The sequence below is a fragment of the Pseudomonas sp. NFACC41-3 genome, from assembly GCF_900109505.1.
GTDB classification, from domain to species: domain Bacteria; phylum Pseudomonadota; class Gammaproteobacteria; order Pseudomonadales; family Pseudomonadaceae; genus Aquipseudomonas; species Aquipseudomonas chlororaphis.
Window position 1 is genome coordinate 631,031 of sequence record NZ_FOAE01000003.1, and the last position, 19,479, is coordinate 650,509.

General features: G+C 64.1%; 14 protein-coding genes. 4 read left to right on the forward strand and 10 right to left on the reverse strand.

What is annotated here, in order from left to right; all coding sequences use genetic code 11:
- Window positions 1-225: 225 nt before the first annotated feature.
- The 3 genes from BMY68_RS17205 to BMY68_RS17215 are packed head-to-tail and all read left to right on the forward strand — an operon-like array spanning window position 226 to window position 3,221.
- Complete coding sequence (locus BMY68_RS17205) at window positions 226-2,349, forward strand: putative bifunctional diguanylate cyclase/phosphodiesterase (RefSeq protein ID WP_085533042.1); 2,124 nt, start codon at window positions 226-228, stop codon at window positions 2,347-2,349.
- Between the two features lie 42 nt (window positions 2,350-2,391).
- Window positions 2,392-2,904 (forward strand): M48 metallopeptidase family protein, encoded by a 513-nt coding sequence (locus tag BMY68_RS17210; RefSeq protein WP_007922309.1) that lies wholly within the window; start codon window positions 2,392-2,394, stop codon window positions 2,902-2,904.
- A gap of 20 nt (window positions 2,905-2,924) precedes the next feature.
- On the forward strand, window positions 2,925-3,221 hold the full coding sequence (locus tag BMY68_RS17215; RefSeq protein ID WP_007922307.1) for a winged helix-turn-helix domain-containing protein: 297 nt from the start codon (window positions 2,925-2,927) through the stop codon (window positions 3,219-3,221).
- A gap of 54 nt (window positions 3,222-3,275) precedes the next feature.
- Here BMY68_RS17215 and BMY68_RS17220 read toward each other — a convergent pair whose 3' ends face one another.
- Window positions 3,276-3,728, reverse strand: a complete 453-nt coding sequence (locus BMY68_RS17220; RefSeq protein WP_085533043.1) for a GNAT family N-acetyltransferase — start codon at window positions 3,726-3,728, stop codon at window positions 3,276-3,278.
- Between the two features lie 275 nt (window positions 3,729-4,003).
- Between BMY68_RS17220 and BMY68_RS17225 the strand changes: the two genes are divergently transcribed.
- Entirely contained in the window at window positions 4,004-4,741 is a 738-nt protein-coding gene (locus tag BMY68_RS17225; protein WP_085533045.1) for a substrate-binding periplasmic protein, read from the forward strand.
- A 108-nt stretch (window positions 4,742-4,849) separates the two neighbouring features.
- Here BMY68_RS17225 and yccS read toward each other — a convergent pair whose 3' ends face one another.
- The 9 genes from yccS to betI all read right to left on the reverse strand — a co-directional run bounded on the left by yccS (window position 4,850) and on the right by betI (window position 19,097).
- Entirely contained in the window at window positions 4,850-7,042 is a 2,193-nt protein-coding gene (gene yccS / locus BMY68_RS17230) for a YccS family putative transporter (RefSeq protein WP_062824369.1), read from the reverse strand.
- 408 nt (window positions 7,043-7,450) lie between these two features.
- Complete coding sequence (locus BMY68_RS17235; protein ID WP_062824370.1) at window positions 7,451-8,629, reverse strand: BaiN/RdsA family NAD(P)/FAD-dependent oxidoreductase; 1,179 nt, start codon at window positions 8,627-8,629, stop codon at window positions 7,451-7,453.
- 128 nt (window positions 8,630-8,757) lie between these two features.
- Window positions 8,758-10,095, reverse strand: coding sequence for an ATP-dependent RNA helicase DbpA (gene dbpA / locus BMY68_RS17240; protein ID WP_231999354.1), 1,338 nt, complete (start codon window positions 10,093-10,095; stop codon window positions 8,758-8,760).
- A 213-nt stretch (window positions 10,096-10,308) separates the two neighbouring features.
- Window positions 10,309-11,781: a multidrug transporter subunit MdtD gene (gene mdtD, locus BMY68_RS17245; RefSeq protein ID WP_139214889.1), complete on the reverse strand. Its 1,473-nt coding sequence runs from the start codon at window positions 11,779-11,781 to the stop codon at window positions 10,309-10,311.
- 63 nt (window positions 11,782-11,844) lie between these two features.
- Window positions 11,845-13,182 carry a TldD/PmbA family protein gene (locus tag BMY68_RS17250; protein WP_085533047.1) on the reverse strand — a complete coding sequence of 446 codons (1,338 nt, stop codon included), beginning with the start codon at window positions 13,180-13,182 and terminating at the stop codon, window positions 11,845-11,847.
- Window positions 13,182-14,624: a TldD/PmbA family protein gene (locus tag BMY68_RS17255; protein ID WP_085533049.1), complete on the reverse strand. Its 1,443-nt coding sequence runs from the start codon at window positions 14,622-14,624 to the stop codon at window positions 13,182-13,184. Before BMY68_RS17255 ends, BMY68_RS17250 begins: the two co-directional genes overlap by 1 nt.
- Window positions 14,625-15,034: 410 nt before the next feature.
- The gene (betA, locus tag BMY68_RS17265; protein ID WP_009045967.1) at window positions 15,035-16,738 is read right to left on the reverse strand and encodes a choline dehydrogenase; all 1,704 of its coding nucleotides are present in this window, start codon (window positions 16,736-16,738) and stop codon (window positions 15,035-15,037) included.
- Window positions 16,739-16,917: 179 nt separating this feature from the next.
- Window positions 16,918-18,390, reverse strand: coding sequence for a betaine-aldehyde dehydrogenase (gene betB, locus BMY68_RS17270; RefSeq protein ID WP_007925976.1), 1,473 nt, complete (start codon window positions 18,388-18,390; stop codon window positions 16,918-16,920).
- A gap of 113 nt (window positions 18,391-18,503) precedes the next feature.
- Window positions 18,504-19,097, reverse strand: a complete 594-nt coding sequence (gene betI, locus BMY68_RS17275; protein ID WP_009045966.1) for a transcriptional regulator BetI — start codon at window positions 19,095-19,097, stop codon at window positions 18,504-18,506.
- Window positions 19,098-19,479: the final 382 nt, after the last annotated feature.

Below are 19,479 nucleotides of genomic sequence, written 5' to 3' on the forward strand. Positions count from 1 at the left end.
TTGTTAATGCCCGTCCGGCGGATAATTGGCGTCAACCATCTGTCGAAAAAACGCTTCCACCGGTTTCAGCAACTATGAGGCTGACCGTTAGTCGGGTGCCTCGGGCTTTGGCCAAATGATGGCGCTGTGACAGCTTCTGCTTTATTGGATCCAGGGCTAGAGTGAAGTCACAGTATTTGTCCGGTCTTGTTCGCAGGCCGACCCTACACAGACAAGAGAAGCAGCATGGAATGCGCGCAAACTCGGCCAGGTGAAGCCAGCTCGGTCTTACTGATTGTTGATGATTACCCCGAAAATCTGCTCAGCATGCGAGCACTCCTGCAGCGCCACGACTGGCAGGTCATGACTGCCGCCTCGGGTGTCGAGGCCCTGGGGCTGTTACTGGAACACGAGATCGATCTGGTGTTGCTGGATGTACAGATGCCGGAAATGGACGGTTTCGAAGTCGCCCGCCTGATGCGCGGCAGCCAGCGAACCCGCCTGACCCCGATCATTTTCCTCACCGCCAACGAGCAGTCCAAGGACGCGGTGATCAAGGGCTACGCCAGCGGCGCGGTGGATTATCTGTTCAAGCCGTTCGATCCGCAGATCCTCAAGCCCAAGGTACAGGCGCTACTGGAGCAGCAGCGCAATCGCCGCGCACTGCAGCGCCTGAGCCATGACCTGGAGAGTGCCAGGGCCTTCAATGCCTCGGTGCTGGAGAACGCGGCGGAGGGGATTCTGGTGGTGGATGAGGGCGGGGTCATCCGCTTTGCCAATCCGGCGATTTCACGCTTGCTCAACGCTCCGGTGAATGAGCTGGAGGGGGCGTGGCTGCTCGACTATCTGCAAAAGCCCCATGTGCCGCAGTGGGCCGAATCCGAGCTGTATGCCAGCTACCGCAAGGGCGAGACCTACCGCCTGCACGACGCCACGTTGCGTACGGCTCCGGGCCAGCAGGTGTCGGTGGCGTTGTCCTGCGCGCCGCTGCCGAGCGAGCAGAAGGCGATGGTGGTGACCTTGCTCGACATGTCGGAAGTCCGTCATCTGCACCAGCAGCTGGAATACCAGGCAGTGACCGATCCGCTGACCGGCCTGCTCAACCGTCGTGGCTTCTACCAGACTGTGGAAAGCCTATTGTTGCGCAGCGAGCGCTCCGACAAGTCGCTGGTGCTGTTGTACCTGGACCTGGACGGTTTCAAGCGGGTCAACGATTCCCTGGGGCATGACGCCGGGGACCGGGTGCTGCGCTGGGTGTCCGAACAGATAAAGGCCTGCCTGCGTTCCTTCGACATCCTGGCGCGCATGGGCGGCGATGAATTCACCGCCTTGCTGGAGCTGGAATTTCCGGAACAGGCGGCGAAGATTTCCGAGAAGCTCATCGAGCGCATATCGATCTGTCAGCAGTTCGATGGCCTGGAGGTCGCGCTGGGGGCCAGTATCGGTATCGCCACCTACCCCGATTGCAGTTCCAACCTGGATGGCCTGATGCGCGCGGCGGACATCGCCATGTACGAGTCCAAGCGTGCCGGGCGCCAGCAATATCGTTATTACGACCACGAAATGAACGGCCGTGCCCGTTCGCGGCTGATGCTCGAGGAAAGTGTGCGCAGCGCGGTCGAGCACAAGGAGTTCAACCTGGTGTACCAGCCCCAGGTGGCGATTGTCGATGGGCGCCTGCGCGGTTTCGAAGCCCTGTTGCGCTGGCGGCATCCGAGCGTCGGCGATGTGCCGCCGGGGTTGTTTCTGCCGCTGTTGGAGGAGGCGCGGCTGATCAGCCGCCTGGGGAGCTGGATCTATCAGCAGAGTGCGAGCCAGCGGGCGTCCTGGAAAACGCTGTTCGCCGAACAGACCGTGCTGGGCGTGAGTTTGAGCGGCACCCAGTTCGCCATGCCGAACCTCGCCACCGAACTGCGCCAGGTCCTGGAACGCCATGGCCTGGAGCCTCGGCAGTTGGAGGTCGAGATCACCGAAGACGCCTTGACCCAGAACCTCGACGAGTCGCGCAAGCAGCTGCGCCTGTTGCGCAGTCTCGGGGTGCGGGTGGCGCTGGATGACTTCGGCTCGGGCGCCTGTTCGCTGGCCCACCTGCGGGATCTGCAGCTCGACACCCTCAAGCTCGACCGTCACCTGATCGCCAGGTTGCCGGATTCGGCACGGGATGCGGCGCTGGCGCGCTGCGTGATCGACCTGTGCAAGGCGTTCGGCGTGCTGGTGATCGCCGAGGGAGTGGAAACCCTGGAGCAGTACCGCTGGCTGCAGGCCAACGGCTGCGAGTACGTGCAGGGCTTCCTGGTGGCGCGGCCATTGATCGCCGCGGATGCCGAGCGCTTTGCCGAGCCTTTCGACTGGAGCGCGTTGCCGGGTTGAATTCGCTACACTGGCGGCCTTTCGTGATTGCGTTGCCGCCCCATGACCGCGTTGAAATACCTCCAGGCCTATCCCGCCACCCTGCAAGAGCAAGTGCGCCAGCTGATTGCGCAAGGGCGGCTGGGCGATTACCTGAGCCAGCGGTACCCCGGCAAGCACGGGGTGCAGAGCGACAAGGCGCTGTACGGCTATGCCCTGGAGTTGAAGCAGGAGTACCTGCGCAACGCCCCGGCCATCGACAAGGTGCTGTTCGACAACCGCCTGGACCTGACGCACCGCGCCCTGGGCCTGCACACCACGATCTCGCGGGTCCAGGGCGGCAAGCTCAAGGCCAAGAAGGAAATCCGCATCGCTTCGCTGTTCAAGGAGGCGGCGCCGGAGTTCCTGCGCATGATCGTTGTCCACGAGCTGGCGCACTTCAAGGAAAGCGAGCACAACAAGGCGTTCTACAAGCTCTGCGAGCACATGCTGCCGGGCTATCACCAACTGGAATTCGACCTGCGGGTCTACCTGACCTGGCGCGACCTGCAAGCCAGGGCAGGTGGTTCCGAGTAACCCTGTACAAGGAACGGGCGATGGATGTGAGCAAGACCAAGAGCAGCTTTTACCGCCGGCTGTATGTGGCGTACCTGATCGACAGCGGCCTGGCCAGCAATGTCCCGGCCCTGACCGAGGCCACCGGCATGCCGCGGCGCACGGCGCAGGACACCATCGCCGCCCTGGCGGATCTGGATATCGTCTGTGAGTTCGAGCAGCAGGACGGCGCGCGCAATCATGCCGGCAGCTATCGGATCAAAAGCTGGGGCGCGATCGACAAGGGTTGGATCGAAGCGAACCTGTCGCGGATCAAGACGGTGCTGGAGTATCCCTGAGGGATCCGATCTGAATGCAAGCCCGCTGGCGCCAGCAGGCTTGCGATTGTCCTGTCAGGCCCGGCGCATGCCGATATGCGGGATATCGTCTTCCAGGTACTCCTCGCCCACGACGTTGAAGCCGTAGCGCCCGTAATACCCCTGCAAATGCGCCTGGGCCGACAGATAGATCGGTATGTGCGGCCAGCGTTTCTGCGCCTGTTTCAGGGCGTGCTCCATCAGTTCATGGCCCAGCCCCTTGCCCCGGGCTTGCGGGGCGATCACCACGCGGCCGATGACCACGTCGCCGCCCTGGGAGGTCGGGTCGAGCAGGCGCAGGTAAGCCACCAGTTGGTCATCGTCCCAGGCCATCAGGTGGCAGGTGTCGCCTTCCAGGTCCTGGCCATCGACTTCCTGGTAGGCACATTTCTGCTCGACCACGAAGACTTTGGTACGCAACTGCAGGATCGCGTACAGCTGCTCCTTGCCCAGATCGGTGTGGTGTTTGCAGACCCATTCGATTGTCATCGTTTCATCCTTTGGAAAGCGGTGCCCGGATGTTAAGCGACTGGCGGGTGGCTTGTCTTGCCCGGCGCTGGAGTAGCGTTTCTGTGAGGCAGGTCAAAATGCCATCATTGCGTTGGTTCGTAGCGGTCTTCTTTGTGTAATCTGCGCTGAAGCGCTGTGCAGTGGCGCCCATAAGCTACTGTTAGGAGCTGGGTCGCGGCCGTCCATCGGCCGGAGAACCTCGAGTCTGGGCAAAAAAACACGCAGGGCTGTCCGCCCGCTAAGGATCTTTTCGCATGCCGCGATTGCATCGAGCTTTTGCTTTGATCGGATTGCTGTTGCTGGGCCAGAGCGCTTATGCGGAAAAATTGCGATTGGTGGCCGACGCCTGGCCACCCTTCACGGATGCGACGCTGGTCAACGGCGGGCTGGCCACCGACATCGTCAGCACCGCGCTGGCCCGGGCCGGTTATGCCAGCGAGTTCGAACAGGTGCCCTGGGCGCGGGCCTTGCTTGGCGTCGGCGAGGGGCGTTACGACGTGCTGGTGAATGCCTGGTTCAATGAGGCCCGCACCCAGCTGGGGCAATTCTCCTCGGAGTACCTGGTCAATCGGGTGCGTTTCATCCGGCGCAAGGATGCCCCCATCGAATACACCAGCCTCAAGCAACTGCACCAGTACCCCATCGCGGTGGTGCGCGGTTATGCCTACTCCCCCGATTTCGACAGCGATCCAGAGCTGCAGAAGGTCCTGGTGCACAACTTCGCGATGGCGGTGCGCATGCTGGCCGCCGACCGGGTCAAGCTGACCCTGGAGGACGAGTACGTCGCCCGCTATTACCTGGCGCGGGAGTCGCCGCGGGTGCGTAACGCGGTGGAGTTCCTGCCCAATTCCCTGAGCGAGAACGGCCTGCATATCCTGGTCAGCCTGAAGAACCCCGCGCATGCGCAGATCGTGGCGGGGTTCGATCGAGAGATCGAGGCGATGAAAGCCGACGGCAGCTACGACCGCTTGCTGCGCCAGCACGGGATGTGAAACGGCGTCATTAAAGCTGCTGCCGCAGGCTGGGCGCCGAGGCCAAAACCTGCGGCGTTCTTGAAAGCTTGCGCCTCCTGCGGAGGCGATCGCAGCCTGCGGCAGCGGCTACGCGGCCTGTTCTTCGCCAGTGTCCTTGATCAGATGCGCCGCCAGGGTCCGCAAGGGGCCCAGTTGGCGGCAGATCAGCGCCAGTTGGGTCTGCACCAGCCGCTGGCCTTCATCGATCTCGTCCGGCATCTGCTCCAGCTCGTTGGCCAGGGCCTCTTCGGCATCGCTCTGGATCGCCACCGGCTGCTTGCTCGCCAGGCCCTGGGCGATTTCATCGATGCTGCTGGCCAGGCTGACCCCGGCCCCGTCGATCAGGTGCTCGCGGACTTCCGCCGGCAGCTGGGTTTCCCGATGCGCGCCGAGGCCGGAGAGGTAACTGAGCAGGGTGTGCGAGAGCACCAGGAAGCGAAAGCCCACGTCCGCTTCCTTACGGAAATGCCCGGGCTCCATCAGCATGTTGGCCAGGGTGGTGGACAGCGCCGCGTCGGCGTTGTGGGCGTTGCGCCGGGCCAGGCGGTAAGCCAGGTCGTCGCTCTTGCCGGCCGCGTACTGCTGCATGATCTGCCGCAGGTAGATGCTGTTGCAGGTCAGGGTATTGGCCAGCACCTTGTTCAGGCGTCGGCCCTGCCAGTCCGGCAGGAACAGGAACACCGCCAGGCCGGCGATCAGGCTGCCCAGCAGGGTATCGAACAGGCGCGGCAGCAACAGCCCGTAGCCGTCGCCCACCTGGTTGAAGCAGAACAGCACCATGATGGTGATGGCGCCGGTGGCCAGGGTGTAGCGGGTAGTGCGGTTGGTAAAGAACACCACCCCGGCGGCAATCGCGAACAGCGACTGCACCAGCGGGCTGGGGAACAGGTCGAACAGCGCCCAGGCGACCACCAGGCCGATGGCGGTGCCGATGATCCGCTGGCCCAGCTTGCGCCGCGTGGCGCCATAGTTCGGCTGGCAGACGAACAGGGTGGTGAGGATGATCCAGTAACCCTGGGAGGGGTGGATCAGGTGCACCATGCCGTAGCCGATGCTCAGGGCCAGGGGCAGGCGCAGGGCGTGGCGAAACAGCAGCGACGTCGGGGTCAGCTGGGTGCGCAGGCGGGTCCAGACGTCCTTGAGGTTGCGCGGCGAACGGTCCAGCAGGCTGCTGTCGGTGGCGTCGGCGAGGGCATCGGGGTTGCTGGCGTCGCTGAGCAGGCGGTCGAGGGTGCCGAGGTTGGCGGCCAGCGCCCGCAGCGAACGCAGCAGGCCGCGCCAGGCCGGGTTGCTCTGGATGCGCAGGTGTTCCAGGGAGGCGTGCAGGTCGCTCAGGGCCTCGGCGAAGCTGGCGTCGTAGACGAAGGGCTGGCGCAGCTGGATGGATTCGCCCAGGGCCCGGCAAGCCTTGCCCTGCTGGCGCAGCAGGCGCTGGCAGCGGAACAGTACGTCGCTGTGGAAGAACGCATCGGCCAGGGCGTTGTAGGGGTAGTGGGACGAGCTGGCACGTTCGTGGATGTCCTGGGCGAGGAAGTACAGCTTCAGGTAGCGGCTGACTTTGGAGCCCGGCCGGCCGTTGCCGACCCGGTGCAGGATGATTTCCTTGGCGGCGTTCAGGGCCGCCACTACCCGGCCGTTCTGCTGCGCCAGTTCCAGCCGGCGTGCTTCCACGTCCAGCTGGCGGATCGGCTCGAACAGCGACGACTTGAGCTTGAGGTAATAGCCCAGCTCACGGAACAGGCGCGCCAGGCTCTGCTGCACCGGCTGGTTGGAAAACATCGCCTGCCACAGCACCGACAGCAGGCCATACCAGGCGGCGCCGGCCACCAGCAGCAGCGGTTCGTGCCAGAAGTCGGTGACGGCGCCGCCGCGCTGGTCCACGCCGATCATGGTGTAGACCGACAGGATCAGGGTCGCCGAGGCAATCGCCCCATAACGTTCGCCCAGGGCGCCGAGCATGGTCAGGCCAAAGCTGGCCAGCGCCAGGGCGATGACGAAGATCCAGGGATAGGGGAACAACAGTTCGACGGAAAGGGCAGCGACGCTGAAGCACACCAGGGTCACGGCCAGGGCATTGATCCGGCCTTGCCAGCTGTCGTCGGTCTCGGCCAGGGCGCTGGCGATAATCCCCAGGAACAAGGGGATCAGCAAGGCCATTTCGTCCTGGTACCAGCACAGCGCCATGCTCCCGGTCAGAGCGATGAACACCCGCACGCTGTAGCTGAATTTATCCAGCGCCCAAAGGCGCCGCAGTGACTGACGAAAGCTGGTCGATGACATGAAGTGAGAAAGCCTTCCGGGGCGATGCCGCTAAATTGAGCCAGTATTGACGACCGCGCAATGGGGTCGTCACATCCGACGGCAAATTCTGTTCCCGCCCGGAGCTGGAGTGTTCATCCGGCGTGTTGCCGGACGCTCGCTGTAGCCGCTGCCGAAGGCTGCGATAGGTCCGCAGGACCTCAGGGGGAGACGCCAGATCGTAGCGCCCCTTCGGGTCGATCGCAGCCTGCGGCAGCGGCTACAGGAAATGGGGAAACCTTGTAGCCGCTGCCGAGCCCCGCGAGGCTGCGATCGGGCGCGCAGCGGCCGCATAACAGGCGACCGTGTTCGGCCTGTCCCACCGCAGTGGCCGGTTCTGCGGCTCCTGCGGCAGCGGCTACAGGTGTCAGGGGAATGCCGGGAAGCGGATCAGACGTACTGCGCGGCCGCGTAGCCGGAGGCCCAGGCCCACTGGAAGTTGAAGCCGCCCAGGTGGCCGGTGACGTCCAGCACCTCGCCGATGAAATACAGCCCCGGGCTCTTCAGCGACTCCATGGTCTTGGACGACACCTCGCGAGTGTCGACGCCGCCCAGGGTCACTTCGGCGGTGCGATAACCCTCGGTGCCGGCCGGGACCACTTTCCAGCACGCCAGTTGCTCGGCGATCTGCGCCAGTTCGGCGTGGGTGTACTGCTTCATCGGCTTGGAGACGAACCAGTTGTCCGCCAGCAGGCCGGCCATCTTCTTGGTGAAGATCTCGCCGAGCAGGGTCTTCAGCTCGCTGTTCGGGCGTTCGGCCTGTTGCTGTTGCAGCCAGCTTGCGGCGTCGTGGTCTGGCAGCAGGTTGATCTCCACCGTGTCGCCGGATTCCCAGAACGAGGAAATCTGCAGGATCGCCGGACCGCTCAGGCCACGGTGGGTGAACAGGATGTTCTCGCGGAAACTCATGTCGTTGCAGCTCACCAGGCAGTCCACCGAGGTACCGGACAGCTCGCCGCACAGCTCCTTGAGCTGGTCGGTGATGGTGAACGGCACCAGGCCCGCGCGGGTCGGCAGCAGCTCGTGGCCGAACTGCCTGGCCACCTGATAGCCGAAGCCGGTGGCGCCCAGGGTCGGAATCGACAGGCCGCCGGTGGCGATCACCAGGGATTCGCACTGGAGCTGGCCGAGGGTGGTTTCCAGCAGGTAGCCGCTGTCGAGCTTCTCGATCTGCTGGATCGAGGTGTCCAGGTGCAGCTGCACGCCGACCTGGTCGCACTCGTCGAGCAGCATGCCGAGGATGTCGCTGGACTTGTTGTCGCAGAACAGCTGGCCGAGCTTTTTCTCGTGGTACGGCACGCCGTGCTTGGCCACCAGGCCGATGAAATCCCACTGGGTGTAGCGGGCCAGGGCCGACTTGCAGAAATGCGGGTTGTGCGAGAGGAAATTGCCCGGCTCGGTGTACATATTGGTGAAGTTGCAGCGCCCACCGCCGGACATGAGGATCTTCTTGCCGGCCTTGTTGGCGTGGTCCAGCAGCAGCACCTGGCGGCCACGGCCGGCCGCGGTCAGCGCGCACATCAACCCTGCGGCGCCAGCGCCAATGATCACGACTTCGGTAGAGCGCAAAACGGTGTCCTCACACAAAATTTGTGTAGGAGCGAGCTTGCTCGCGATGACGGCGTCTGGTTCAGCATCGATGTTGGCCGTTCGGACGCTATCGCGAGCAAGCTCGCTCCTACAAGGGGGCTGCGGGATTACAGGATACGCACGCGCAGCGAACGGCCCTTGATCTTGCCGCTGTTCAGGCGTTGCAGGGCCTGCTTGGCGATGCCGCGGTCCACGGCGACATAGGCCTGGAAGTCGAAGATCGCGATCTTGCCGACCTGGGTGCCGGGGATGCCGGCTTCACCGGTCAGGGCGCCGAGGATGTCGCCCGGACGCACTTTGTCCTTGCGCCCGGCGCCGATGCACAGGGTGCTCATGGCCGGCAGCAGCGGGCCGCCGCCCTGGGATTTCAGGCTGTCGATCTGTTCCCAGTTCAAGGGCGACTTCTGCAATTGCTCGATGGCCTGGGCGCGGTGCGCCTCGGACGGCGCCACCAGGCTGACCGCCAGGCCTTTCTCGCCGGCGCGTCCGGTGCGGCCGACGCGGTGGATGTGGATCTCCGAATCCCGCGCCAGCTCAACGTTGATCACCATGTCCAGGGCATCGATGTCCAGGCCGCGGGCGGCCACGTCGGTGGCCACCAGCACCGAGGTGCTGCGGTTGGCGAACATCGCCAATACCTGGTCGCGGTCGCGCTGTTCCAGGTCGCCGTGCAGGCCCACCGCGGACATGCCCTTGGCGGTCAGGTGGTCGACGGTTTCCTGGACCTGCTGCTTGGTGAAGCAGAAGGCCACGCAGGATTGCGGACGGAAGTGGTTAAGTACCTTGACCACCGCATCGATGCGTTCTTCCGGCGAGATCTCGTAGAAGCGCTGCTCGATCTGGCTGTCGGCGTGCAGGGCTTCGGCCTTCACCTGCTGCGGGTCGCGCATGAACTTCGAGGCCAGCTGCTTGATGCCCACCGGGTAGGTGGCGGAGAACAGCAGGGTCTGCCGGCGCTCGGGGGTGTAGGCGATGATCTCTTCGATCGGGTCGTAGAAGCCCATGTCCAGCATGCGGTCGGCTTCGTCGAGGACCAGGGTGTTGAGGCCGTCGAGTTTCAGCGAACCTTTGCGCAAGTGCTGGGACAGGCGGCCCGGGGTGCCGACGATGATGTGCGCGCCGTGTTCCAGCGAGGCGATCTGCGGACCGAAGGACACGCCGCCGCACAGGGTCAGGACCTTGATGTTGTCTTCGGCGCGGGCCAGGCGGCGGATTTCCTTGGCCACCTGGTCGGCCAGCTCGCGGGTCGGGCAGATCACCAGGGCCTGGCAACCGAAATAACGCGGATTGATCGGGTTCAGCAGGCCGATGCCGAACGCGGCGGTCTTGCCGCTGCCGGTCTTGGCCTGGGCGATCAAGTCCATCCCCTTGAGGATCACCGGCAAGCTTTGCGCCTGGACCGGCGTCATCTGGGCATAACCGAGTGAGTCGAGGTTAGCCAGCATGGCGGCGGACAGCGGCAAAGTATTAAAAGCGGTGGCAATGGTGGTCACGGGACGGGCCTGCAAAACAAAATGTCGCGCAGTGTATCAGTCCCGCTCCCTTTACCTGCAATTTCTGGACGAGCGAGCCATCGCTCCCTCCTGTAGCCGCTGCCGAAGGCTGCGATCGGCGGCGCAGCCGACGTCAATCGAGCTGCATGTTTTATCCGATGCGGCTCAGTGCTCGATATGCTCCTGGACCTTCTTCGCCCGCCGGCCGTCCCTGGGCGACAGCTGCAGGAAGATCGCCGCCGCCAGCATTGCCATGATCCCCACCGTGAGGAAGGTCAGCTGGAAGGCGCCGAGCACGGTGTTCACGCCATCGTTGCCGACTTCGGCGGTGAAGCCGCCGAGCAGCGCGCCGGCGCAGGCTACCCCCAGGCTCAGGGACAGTTGTGCCACCACCGACAGCAGGCTGTTGCCGCTGCTGGCGGAAGCGTCGTCGAGGTCGATCAGGGTCACGGTGTTCATCGCCGTGAACTGCAGCGAGTTGATCGCCCCCAGCACCGCCAGCATGCCCAGCAGCAGCGGGTAGGGCGTCTGCTGCGTGACCAGGCCCATGCTGGCGAGCATGATCCCCAGCGCCAGGGTGTTGCCGGTGAGGACGATGCGATAGCCCAGGCGTTCGATCAGCGGGCGGGCGATGGACTTGGCGAGCATCGCCGCGGCGGCCAGCGGCAGCATGCTCATCCCGGCCTGGGACGGTGAATAACCGAGGGCCACTTGCAGCAGCAGCGGCACCAGGAACGGCAGGGCGCCGCTGCCGAGGCGGGCGAACAGGTTGCCGAGGATGCCCACGGCAAAAGTCCGCACCTTGAACAGCGAAGGCGCGAACAGCGGATTGTCGATATGCCCGGCCCGCAGCCAGTAGGCCGCGAGGCAGGCCAGGCCGCCGAACAGCAGCAACATCACCCGCAGGTGCGGCAGGTGCAGTTCGCCCAGGCCTTCCATGGCGATGGTGATCAGCACCATTGCCGCGCCGAACAGCAAAAAGCCCAGGCCGTCGAAACGCGTGCGCTCGCTGCCGCGCAGGTCGGGAATGAAGCGCCAGACGGCATAACAGCCGATCGCGCCCACCGGCAGGTTGATCAGGAAGATCCAGTGCCAGGTCAGGTACTGCACCATCCAGCCGCCCATGGTCGGGCCGATCAGCGGGCCGAGCAGCCCGGGAATGGTGATGAAACCCATGATCCGCACCAGTTCCGAGCGCGGGTAGGCGCGCAGCACCACCAGCCGGCCGACGGGCAGCATCAGGGCGCCGCCCAGGCCCTGGATCACCCGGGCGCCGACCAGCATGCTCAGGGAGTTGGACAGGGCACAGAGCAACGAGCCGATGCTGAACAGCAGGATGGCGCCGAAGAAGATCTTCTTGGTGCCGAAACGGTCGGCGATCCAGCCCGAGGCAGGGATCAGCAGCGCCACGGTGAGCATGTAGGCGATGACCACGCCCTGCATGCGCAACGGATCTTCCGCCAGGTCGCGGGCCATGGCCGGCAGGGCGGTATTGAGGATGGTCCCGTCGAGGGATTGCATGAAGAAGGCGATGGCCACCACCCACGGCAGCCAGCGGGCGGTGGTGGCGTCAAGTTCGGCACGGTTGGGCATGGGACCTCTTTCTTGTGGTGAGCACGTATCCCTCTGCAACCGCATCGCGGGCAAACCTCGCGCCTACAGACGCCATCCCGTAGGAGCGAGATTTGCGTGCGACAGCGGTTACAAGGTCAGCGTCAGCCGGCTCACCAGCGCGCCCGGCAATTGCGCCGAAGCGGTCTGGCGCTGGCTGTAGGTACTGGCCGACAGCAGCAGCTCGCGCTCCCGGGTCAGGCCTTCCAGGTGCGAACCCAGCAGGCTGTAGACGCTGTCATCGAAACGCATGGTGCTGACCGGAGCCTGGATCTCGCCGTTCTCCACCCAGAAGGTGGCGAAGCGGGTCATGCCGGTCAGGCGCGCCGCCGGCTGGTCCGAGTAGTTCAGGTACCACAGGTTGCTGATGTACAGGCCGGTGCCCAGTTGCTTGAGAATCTCCTGCTGCGACAACTGCCCGGGCGCCATGTTCAACGCGCTGGGGTATTCGCCGCTGCCGGCACCGTTGGTGGCCAGGCTGTATTCGGCGGCGCTGCGCGAGTTGATCAGTTGCCCTTGGGCGACGCCGCCGGCGATCAGCGACAGGTCGCTGCGCGGGTAGCCTTCATCGGAAAACGCCGGGCTCAACGAGCCGCTGACCTGCTCGTCCAGCGACACCAGGGGGCTCAGGCTGGCATCGCCGGCATAGAGCTTTTGCAGCGGGCTGTGCTTGCTGGCGATGGACTGCGCGGAAAAACCGCCCCAGCTCAGCATGCCCATGATTTCTTCCAGGGCCGCCGGCGCCAGGTAGGCGCGATAGTGCCCGGGCGCCAGGGTGCGCAGCGGTCGTCCGAGAAACGCCAGCTGTTCCCGGGCCTGCTGGAAGCGCTGGGCGAAGCCCAGGCTGCTCCATTCATGCCCGGCGTAGCTGGCTTTGACGGCCTGGCCATTCTCGTGGAACAGGCTGAAGTCGAAGTTGAAGCTGTTGGCCTGGTGCCAGCCAAAGGCTCCCGAGGAACTGGCAAAACCCCGGCTGATCGGGCCGGCCGCATAGAACCCCACCAGGTCCAGCCCGGCGGCGGCCTGGCCGATTTCGGCCACTACCTGCTCGCTGCTGGGCAGCGGGTGCTCCTGCACATTGTGGGTGTTCCAGGCATCGGGGTTGAGCAGCAGGTACGGGTCCCGGGGCAGCAGCGGCAGGGTCTCGCGCAATTGTTGCAGGCCTTCGGCCAGGCGCTGGACATCGACCTGCGGATCGCCGGCGAGGGTAATCTCGAGGTCGGCATGGCGCCCGTCGTCGATCAGCTTGAAGCCGAGGCTGGCCTGCTGCACTTGCCCGGCCTGGCGCACCTTGGCGTGGTTGAAGCGGATGAACTGCGAAGACTCGGCGGCGTAGCTCAGGGTGAACTGCTCGGGCTCGCGCACGGCATCGCGCAGCCAGTCCACCAAGGCCTTGAACTGCTCGGCCTGATTCAGGGACGTACTCATCAGGCATCTCCTCCAAATACATCGACATGGCTGAACACACAGGCCGGCGAGGCATGGCCGACGCGGATCACCTGGTTCGGTTCGCCCTTGCCGCAGTTCGGCGTGCCCAGGACCTTGAAGGTGCTGGCGTCGCCGACGGCGCTGAGGTTTTTCCAGAAATGCGCGGAAATCGCCCGGTAGTTGGGGTTTTTCACCACGCCCTTGAGTTCGCCGTTCTCGATCAACTGGCCCCATTCACAGCCGAACTGGAACTTGTTGCGCGCATCGTCGATGGACCAGGAACGGTTGGTGGACATCAGGATGCCGTTCTCGATACCGCCGATCAGCTTCTCCAGCGGCTGGTCGCCGGGTTCGATATTAAGGTTGGCCATGCGGTCGATGGGCGGGCGGTTCCAGCTGCAGGCGCGGCTGTTGGCCACGCCGTCGAGGCCGGCGCGAAATTGCGAGAGCGCGCCGCCCAGCGGGCGCAGCAGCAGGCCTTGCCTGATCAGGAACTGCTTGCTGGCGGGCGTGCCGTCGTCGTCATGGCCGTAGCTGGCCAACTGCTCGGGAATGTCCGGGTCGAAGGTCACGTTGAGCAGGCTGGAGCCATATTGCAGGCTGCCGAAGTCGCTGCTTTTCACGAAGCTGGTGCCGGCGTAGTTGCGCTCATCGCCGAGGATGCGGTCCAGCTCCAGCGGGTGGCCGATGGATTCGTGGATCTGCAGCATCATCTGGTCCGGCATCAGCAACAGGTCGCGCGGGCCCTGCGGCGTATTGGGCGCCAGCAGCAATTGCAGCGCCTGGTCGGCGACCTGGGCCCCGGCGCCGATCAGCCCGCAACGGCTGATCACGTCGGCGCCGCCCTGCTGGCCGAAGTTCTCGCGGCCCAGGCTGCGGGTCTGGCTGTCGCTGCCGTCGTAGGCGGTGACGTCCATGCCCGGGTAGACGAAGCGCTGGGCCTGGCGCAGTTCGGCGCCGGCGCTGTTGAGGTAGATCTGCTCGACCTGGGTGAGGCCGAGGCTGACCTGCCAGTTCACCAGGCGCTCGTCCTTGGGCACGGCCGCGGATTCGTCGCCGAGCAACTGGTAGCAGTCGCTCAGGGAGGGAAAGGGCTGGTCGAGATTGGGCGAGAAGTAGTCGCCGCGGTCGCTGGATACCGACTGTTCGCGCAGGTCGAGCAGGGCGTGGGCGGCGATCAGCCGGGCTTGTTGCTCGGCGCGTTGCAGCGCGGCCTGCAGGCCGCTTTGCGACAGGTCGTTGGTGGCGGCGTAAGCCTCGACGCCATTGACTCGCACGGTGAGCATCGCGCCTTCGTCGCGGCTCAGGCTCGGCGGCTCCGCGACGTTCTTGCGCACCGACAGGTACTGGCCGGATTCGCGCACGTAGCGCAGGGAAAAGAATTCGGCGCCCGTGCGCAAGGCAGCGAAGCGCTGCTTGAGCTGGGGGTGGAAATCGAACATCTGAGGAACCTCCATGTGAACAGTCTGGCTGTTGCAGGCCTTATCGAGAGCAAGCGGGCGTCGGGCCAGGTTTTTTCTGTAGGAGCGGCCGGTCGACGTTCGATTGCTCGCGATAAAGCCCGAAGGGCTGTGAAGCCAGGTCGGAAAAGGTGCTGGGGAATGCTGCGAGCGCCTAGATTAGGCCCGTGCGGTGGGCGGTATCAAGCAGGGAGGGGCAGGGAAATGTTGGAGAACTGTAGTTGTGGCCAAGGGCTGTGATTCGGCAATCGGGTTCTTGCCTGGTGAATCATGGTGGCTGGTTTACGTCGGCTGCGCCGCCGATCGTCCGAACGCGGCCCGAACCTGCGGCAGCGGCTACAGGCCGGACACAGCAAAAAGGCGCCGATCGTTGCGATCGGCGCCGTTCGGAGTTACTGCGCGGTAGCGCTCACTTCACGTACCGGCTTGCCACGTACCGGAGCATCGCCCGCCACGTAGTAGGCGGCCTTGCTGCGCGGCAGTGGCTGGCGGCCACGGATCTTGTCGGCGATTTTCTCGGCCATCATGATCGTCGGCGCGTTCAGGTTGCCGGTGGTGATGATCGGCATGATCGAGGCATCGACCACGCGTAGACCCTGCATGCCATGCACACGACCCTGGCCATCGACCACGGCCATTTCGTCGGTGCCCATCTTGCACGAGCAGGATGGGTGGAACGCGGTTTCGGCGTGCTCGCGGATGAATTTATCCAGCTGCTCGTCGGTCTGCACTTCGATGCCCGGGCTGATTTCGCGGCCGCGGAAGGCGTCCAGCGCCGGCTGTTGCATGATTTCCCGGGTCAGGCGGATGCCGTCGCGGAATTCCTGCCAGTCCTGCTCGGTGGCCATGTAGTTGAAGAGGATGCTCGGGTAGTCGCGCGGGTTCTTCGACTTGAGCTGGATCCGGCCGCGGCTTGGCGAACGCATGGAGCCCATGTGTGCCTGGAAGCCGTGTTCTTTCACACCGTTGCTGCCGTTGTAGTTAATCGCCACCGGCAGGAAGTGGTACTGGATGTTCGGCCATTCGAACTCTTCGCGAGTGCGGATGAAACCGCCGGCTTCGAACTGGTTGCTGGCGCCGATGCCGGTGCCGTTGAACAGCCACTCGGCACCGATGGCCGGCTGGTTGTACCAGAGCAGCGACGGGTACAGCGAGACCGGCTGGGTGCAGGCGTACTGCAGGTACAGCTCCAGGTGGTCTTGCAGGTTTTCACCAACGCCCGGCAGGTCGTGGACCACCGGGATGTCCAGGCTTTCCAGGAGCTTGGCCGGGCCGACGCCGGAACGTTGCAGGATCTGTGGCGAGGCGATGGCGCCGGAGCACAGCAGCACTTCCTTGCGGGCACGGGCTTCGACGCGCTCTTCGGCGGAACCGACCAGGTAACGCACGCCAACGGCACGCTTGCCTTCGAACAGGATCTTGTCGGTCAGGGCGTGGGTGACGATGCTCAGGGTCGAACGCTTTTTCGCCACGTCGAGGTAACCGCGGGCGGTACTGGCGCGACGGCCTTTAGGCGTCACGGTACGGTCCATCGGGCCGAAACCTTCCTGCTGGTAGCCGTTGAGGTCTTCGGTACGCGGGTAACCGGCTTGCACGCCGGCTTCGACCATGGCGTGGAACAGCGGGTTGTTGCCGGCTTTTGGCGTGGTCACGCTGACCGGGCCGTCGCCGCCGTGGTAGTCGTTCGGGCCGATGTCGCGGGTTTCGGCTTTACGGAAGTACGGCAGGCAGTCCAGGTAGGTCCAGTCTTCCAGGCCTGGCAGTTTTGCCCAGCCGTCGTAGTCCATGGCGTTGCCACGGATGTAGCACATGCCGTTGATCAGCGAGGAGCCGCCCAGGCCCTTGCCGCGGCCGCATTCCATCCGGCGACCGTTCATGTGTGGCTCCGGGTCGGTTTCGTAGGCCCAGTTGTAGCGACGGCCTTGCAGCGGGAACGCCAGGGCGGCCGGCATCTGCGTGCGGAAGTCGAAACGGTAGTCCGGGCCGCCGGCTTCGAGCAGCAGCACGGTGACGCCTTCGTCTTCAGTCAGACGGGTCGCCAGGGTGTTACCGGCGGAGCCGGCACCAATGATGATGTAATCGTATTCTTGGGACATTGAATGCACCCTCTTTGAGATGGGTCGGATCGGACGATCAATAAACCTGTAGCCGCTGCCGAAGGCTGCGATCGGCCCGGAACGGGACGCGCTCTGAGGCTCTCGAAGGCCCTACGGGCCTTGTCGCAGCCTCGCAAGCGGGGCAGCGGCTACAGGGTTTGTCGTTCAGGCTGGGTGTCTTAGAACACCGAGGCGTAGTCGCCCAGCTCGACCTGTACCGATTTGATGCGGGTGAAGTTATTCAGCGAGCTGATGCCGTTCTCACGGCCAACACCCGACTGCTTGTAGCCGCCGACCGGCATCTTGGCGTCGGATTCGCCCCAGGCGTTGATCCAGCAGATACCGGCTTCGAGCTGATGAATCACGCGGTGCGCGCGGTTCAGGTCACGGGTTACCACACCGGCGGCCAGGCCGAAGTCGGTGTCGTTGGCGCGACGGATCACTTCTTCTTCGGTTTCGTAGGTCAGGATGCTCATCACCGGGCCGAAGATTTCTTCGCGAACGATGGTCATCTCGTCGGTGCAGTCGGTGAACACGGTCGGCGCCACGAAAGCACCTTTGGCGAATGCGCCGTCGGTCAGGCGTTCGCCGCCGCACAGCAGGCGAGCACCTTCTTCCTTGCCCTTGGCGATGTAGCCCAGCACGCTTTCCATGTGGGCGAAGCTGACCAGCGGGCCGAAGTTGGTGTTTTCGTCTTCCGGGTTGCCAACGCGAATGCGCGCGACGCGCTCGACGATCTTGGCTTCGAAAGCGGCTTTCAGGTGGCTCGGTACGAAGACGCGGGTACCGTTGGTGCAGACCTGACCGGAGCTGTAGAAGTTGGCCATCATCGCGGTGTCGGCGGCGCGATCCAGGTCGGCGTCGTCGAAGATGATCAGCGGCGACTTGCCGCCCAGTTCCATGGTCACGTCTTTCAGCGAGGAGCTGGAAGCGCTGGCCATGACCTTCTTGCCGGTGTCGGTGCCGCCGGTGAAGGAGACTTTCTCGATGCGCGGGTGTTCGGTCAGCCAGGTGCCGACTTCGCGGCCGCTACCGGTCAGGACGTTGAACACGCCAGCCGGAACGCCGGCTTCGGTGTAGATCTCGGCGAGTTTCAGGGTGGTCAGCGAAGTGACTTCGCTTGGCTTGAAGATCATCGCGTTACCGGCCGCCAGGGCTGGCGCGGATTTCCACAGGGCGATCTGGATCGGGTAGTTCCACGCGCCGATACCGGCCACGACGCCCAGCGGCTCGCGACGGGTGTAGACGAACGAAGTGGTGCGCAGCGGGATCTGCTCGCCTTCGATGGCCGGTACCAGGCCCGCGTAGTATTCCAGCACGTCGGCGCCGGTGACGATGTCGACATACTTGGTTTCGGAGTAGGCCTTGCCGGTGTCCAGGGTTTCCAGGGCAGCCAGTTCATCGTTGCGCTCGCGCAGGATGTCCACGGCGCGACGCAGGATGCGCGAACGCTCCATGGCGGTCATCGCGGCCCAGATCTTCTGGCCTTTCTCGGCGCTGACCACTGCGCGTTCCACGTCTTCCTTGGTCGCACGTTGCACTTGAGCGAGGACTTCACCGTTGGCCGGATTGATGGCATCGAAGGTGGCGTCGCTGCCGGCGTCGGTGTAGCCGCCGTCAATGTAGAGTTTTTGCAGTTCGAAACGGGCCATGTTGATAGTCCTCGCAAGTGCATAAGTGGTTGGCGTTCACCACTGGGCGTGCCGTGTAGCCTGGGCGCGCTGGTCAGTGGCAGTTCAGGGGGCCGAGCGTCTTGTAATGTGCTCTAGCGCTCCTGCTTAGCCAGTTGGAAATCCATGTATTCGTAAGCGATCCGGTGCGCCTGCTCGGTGTCGAAAGAGTCTCCCGACAGCGCGCCGCGCAACCACAAACCGTCGATCAGGGCTGCCAGGCCTCGCGCTGCGCTGCGTGCATCATCCAGCGGCAGGACGCGGCGAAACTGGCAGCACAGGTTGGAATACAGGCGGTGATCGTTGATCCGCTGCAACCTGTGCAAAGACGGGTGGTGCATGCTGGTGGCCCAGAAGGCCAGCCAGGTTTTCATTGCCGGGCCATTGACCTGGCTGGCGTCGAAGTTGCCTTCGATGATCACCTGGAGGTGCGCCCGCGGGCTGCTGTCCTCCAGCGCCTGACGGCGCGCGGTGACGTTCTCGCTGAGGACACTCATCAGATACTGCGCCGTGGCGGCGATCAGGCCGTTCTTGTCCTGAAAGTAATGACTGATGATGCCGTTCGAGACACCGGCCAAACGGGCGATCAGCGCAATGCTGGCGTCCCCCATCCCGACCTGATCGACCGCCAGCAACGTGGCTTCGATCAACTGCTGGCGGCGTATGGGTTGCATACCGACCTTGGGCATCTTGCACATCTCCTTAGGCCTGCTGGCAGTCGTGAAACGGCTACCGGCGTGAGGGCCAGTCTATTTTGTTTTGATTGAACGTTCAATCAACAAAGAATAAGATCTGCGACAAATCGTCGCTGCCTCCAGGTCCTTCCTGCGTGTAGATGGCGGAAAAGCGACCTCCGAAAAAGCCTGAAACCCAAGCGGGGCATGGCGTGAACCAGTGAGGACGGATGTGTTGAATGGGCAAGACGCTTAAGGCCAGGTGACGAACTGCACGTTTGCACAAGGCCTTCGACGCTGGTTCTCAACGCAACCCCTGCGGGTTCGGGCTTTTTTCGGGGTGTCTTTATATCACCCGTCGGTCGGCTGCCAACTAACCGATTGGTCGGGTGCCGTG

Coding starts and splice junctions, on each gene's coding strand:
- dbpA (WP_231999354.1), bottom strand. CDS start 10,095: ATGCTGGCTAACCTCGACTCACTCGGTTATGCCCAGATGACGCCGGTC.
- yccS (WP_062824369.1), bottom strand. CDS start 7,042: ATGTCATCGACCAGCTTTCGTCAGTCACTGCGGCGCCTTTGGGCGCTG.
- BMY68_RS17210 (WP_007922309.1), top strand. CDS start 2,392: ATGACCGCGTTGAAATACCTCCAGGCCTATCCCGCCACCCTGCAAGAG.
- BMY68_RS17255 (WP_085533049.1), bottom strand. CDS start 14,624: ATGTTCGATTTCCACCCCCAGCTCAAGCAGCGCTTCGCTGCCTTGCGC.
- BMY68_RS17250 (WP_085533047.1), bottom strand. CDS start 13,182: ATGAGTACGTCCCTGAATCAGGCCGAGCAGTTCAAGGCCTTGGTGGAC.
- BMY68_RS17225 (WP_085533045.1), top strand. CDS start 4,004: ATGCCGCGATTGCATCGAGCTTTTGCTTTGATCGGATTGCTGTTGCTG.
- BMY68_RS17215 (WP_007922307.1), top strand. CDS start 2,925: ATGGATGTGAGCAAGACCAAGAGCAGCTTTTACCGCCGGCTGTATGTG.
- mdtD (WP_139214889.1), bottom strand. CDS start 11,781: ATGCGGTTGCAGAGGGATACGTGCTCACCACAAGAAAGAGGTCCCATG.
- betA (WP_009045967.1), bottom strand. CDS start 16,738: ATGTCCCAAGAATACGATTACATCATCATTGGTGCCGGCTCCGCCGGT.
- betI (WP_009045966.1), bottom strand. CDS start 19,097: ATGCCCAAGGTCGGTATGCAACCCATACGCCGCCAGCAGTTGATCGAA.
- BMY68_RS17205 (WP_085533042.1), top strand. CDS start 226: ATGGAATGCGCGCAAACTCGGCCAGGTGAAGCCAGCTCGGTCTTACTG.
- BMY68_RS17220 (WP_085533043.1), bottom strand. CDS start 3,728: ATGACAATCGAATGGGTCTGCAAACACCACACCGATCTGGGCAAGGAG.
- betB (WP_007925976.1), bottom strand. CDS start 18,390: ATGGCCCGTTTCGAACTGCAAAAACTCTACATTGACGGCGGCTACACC.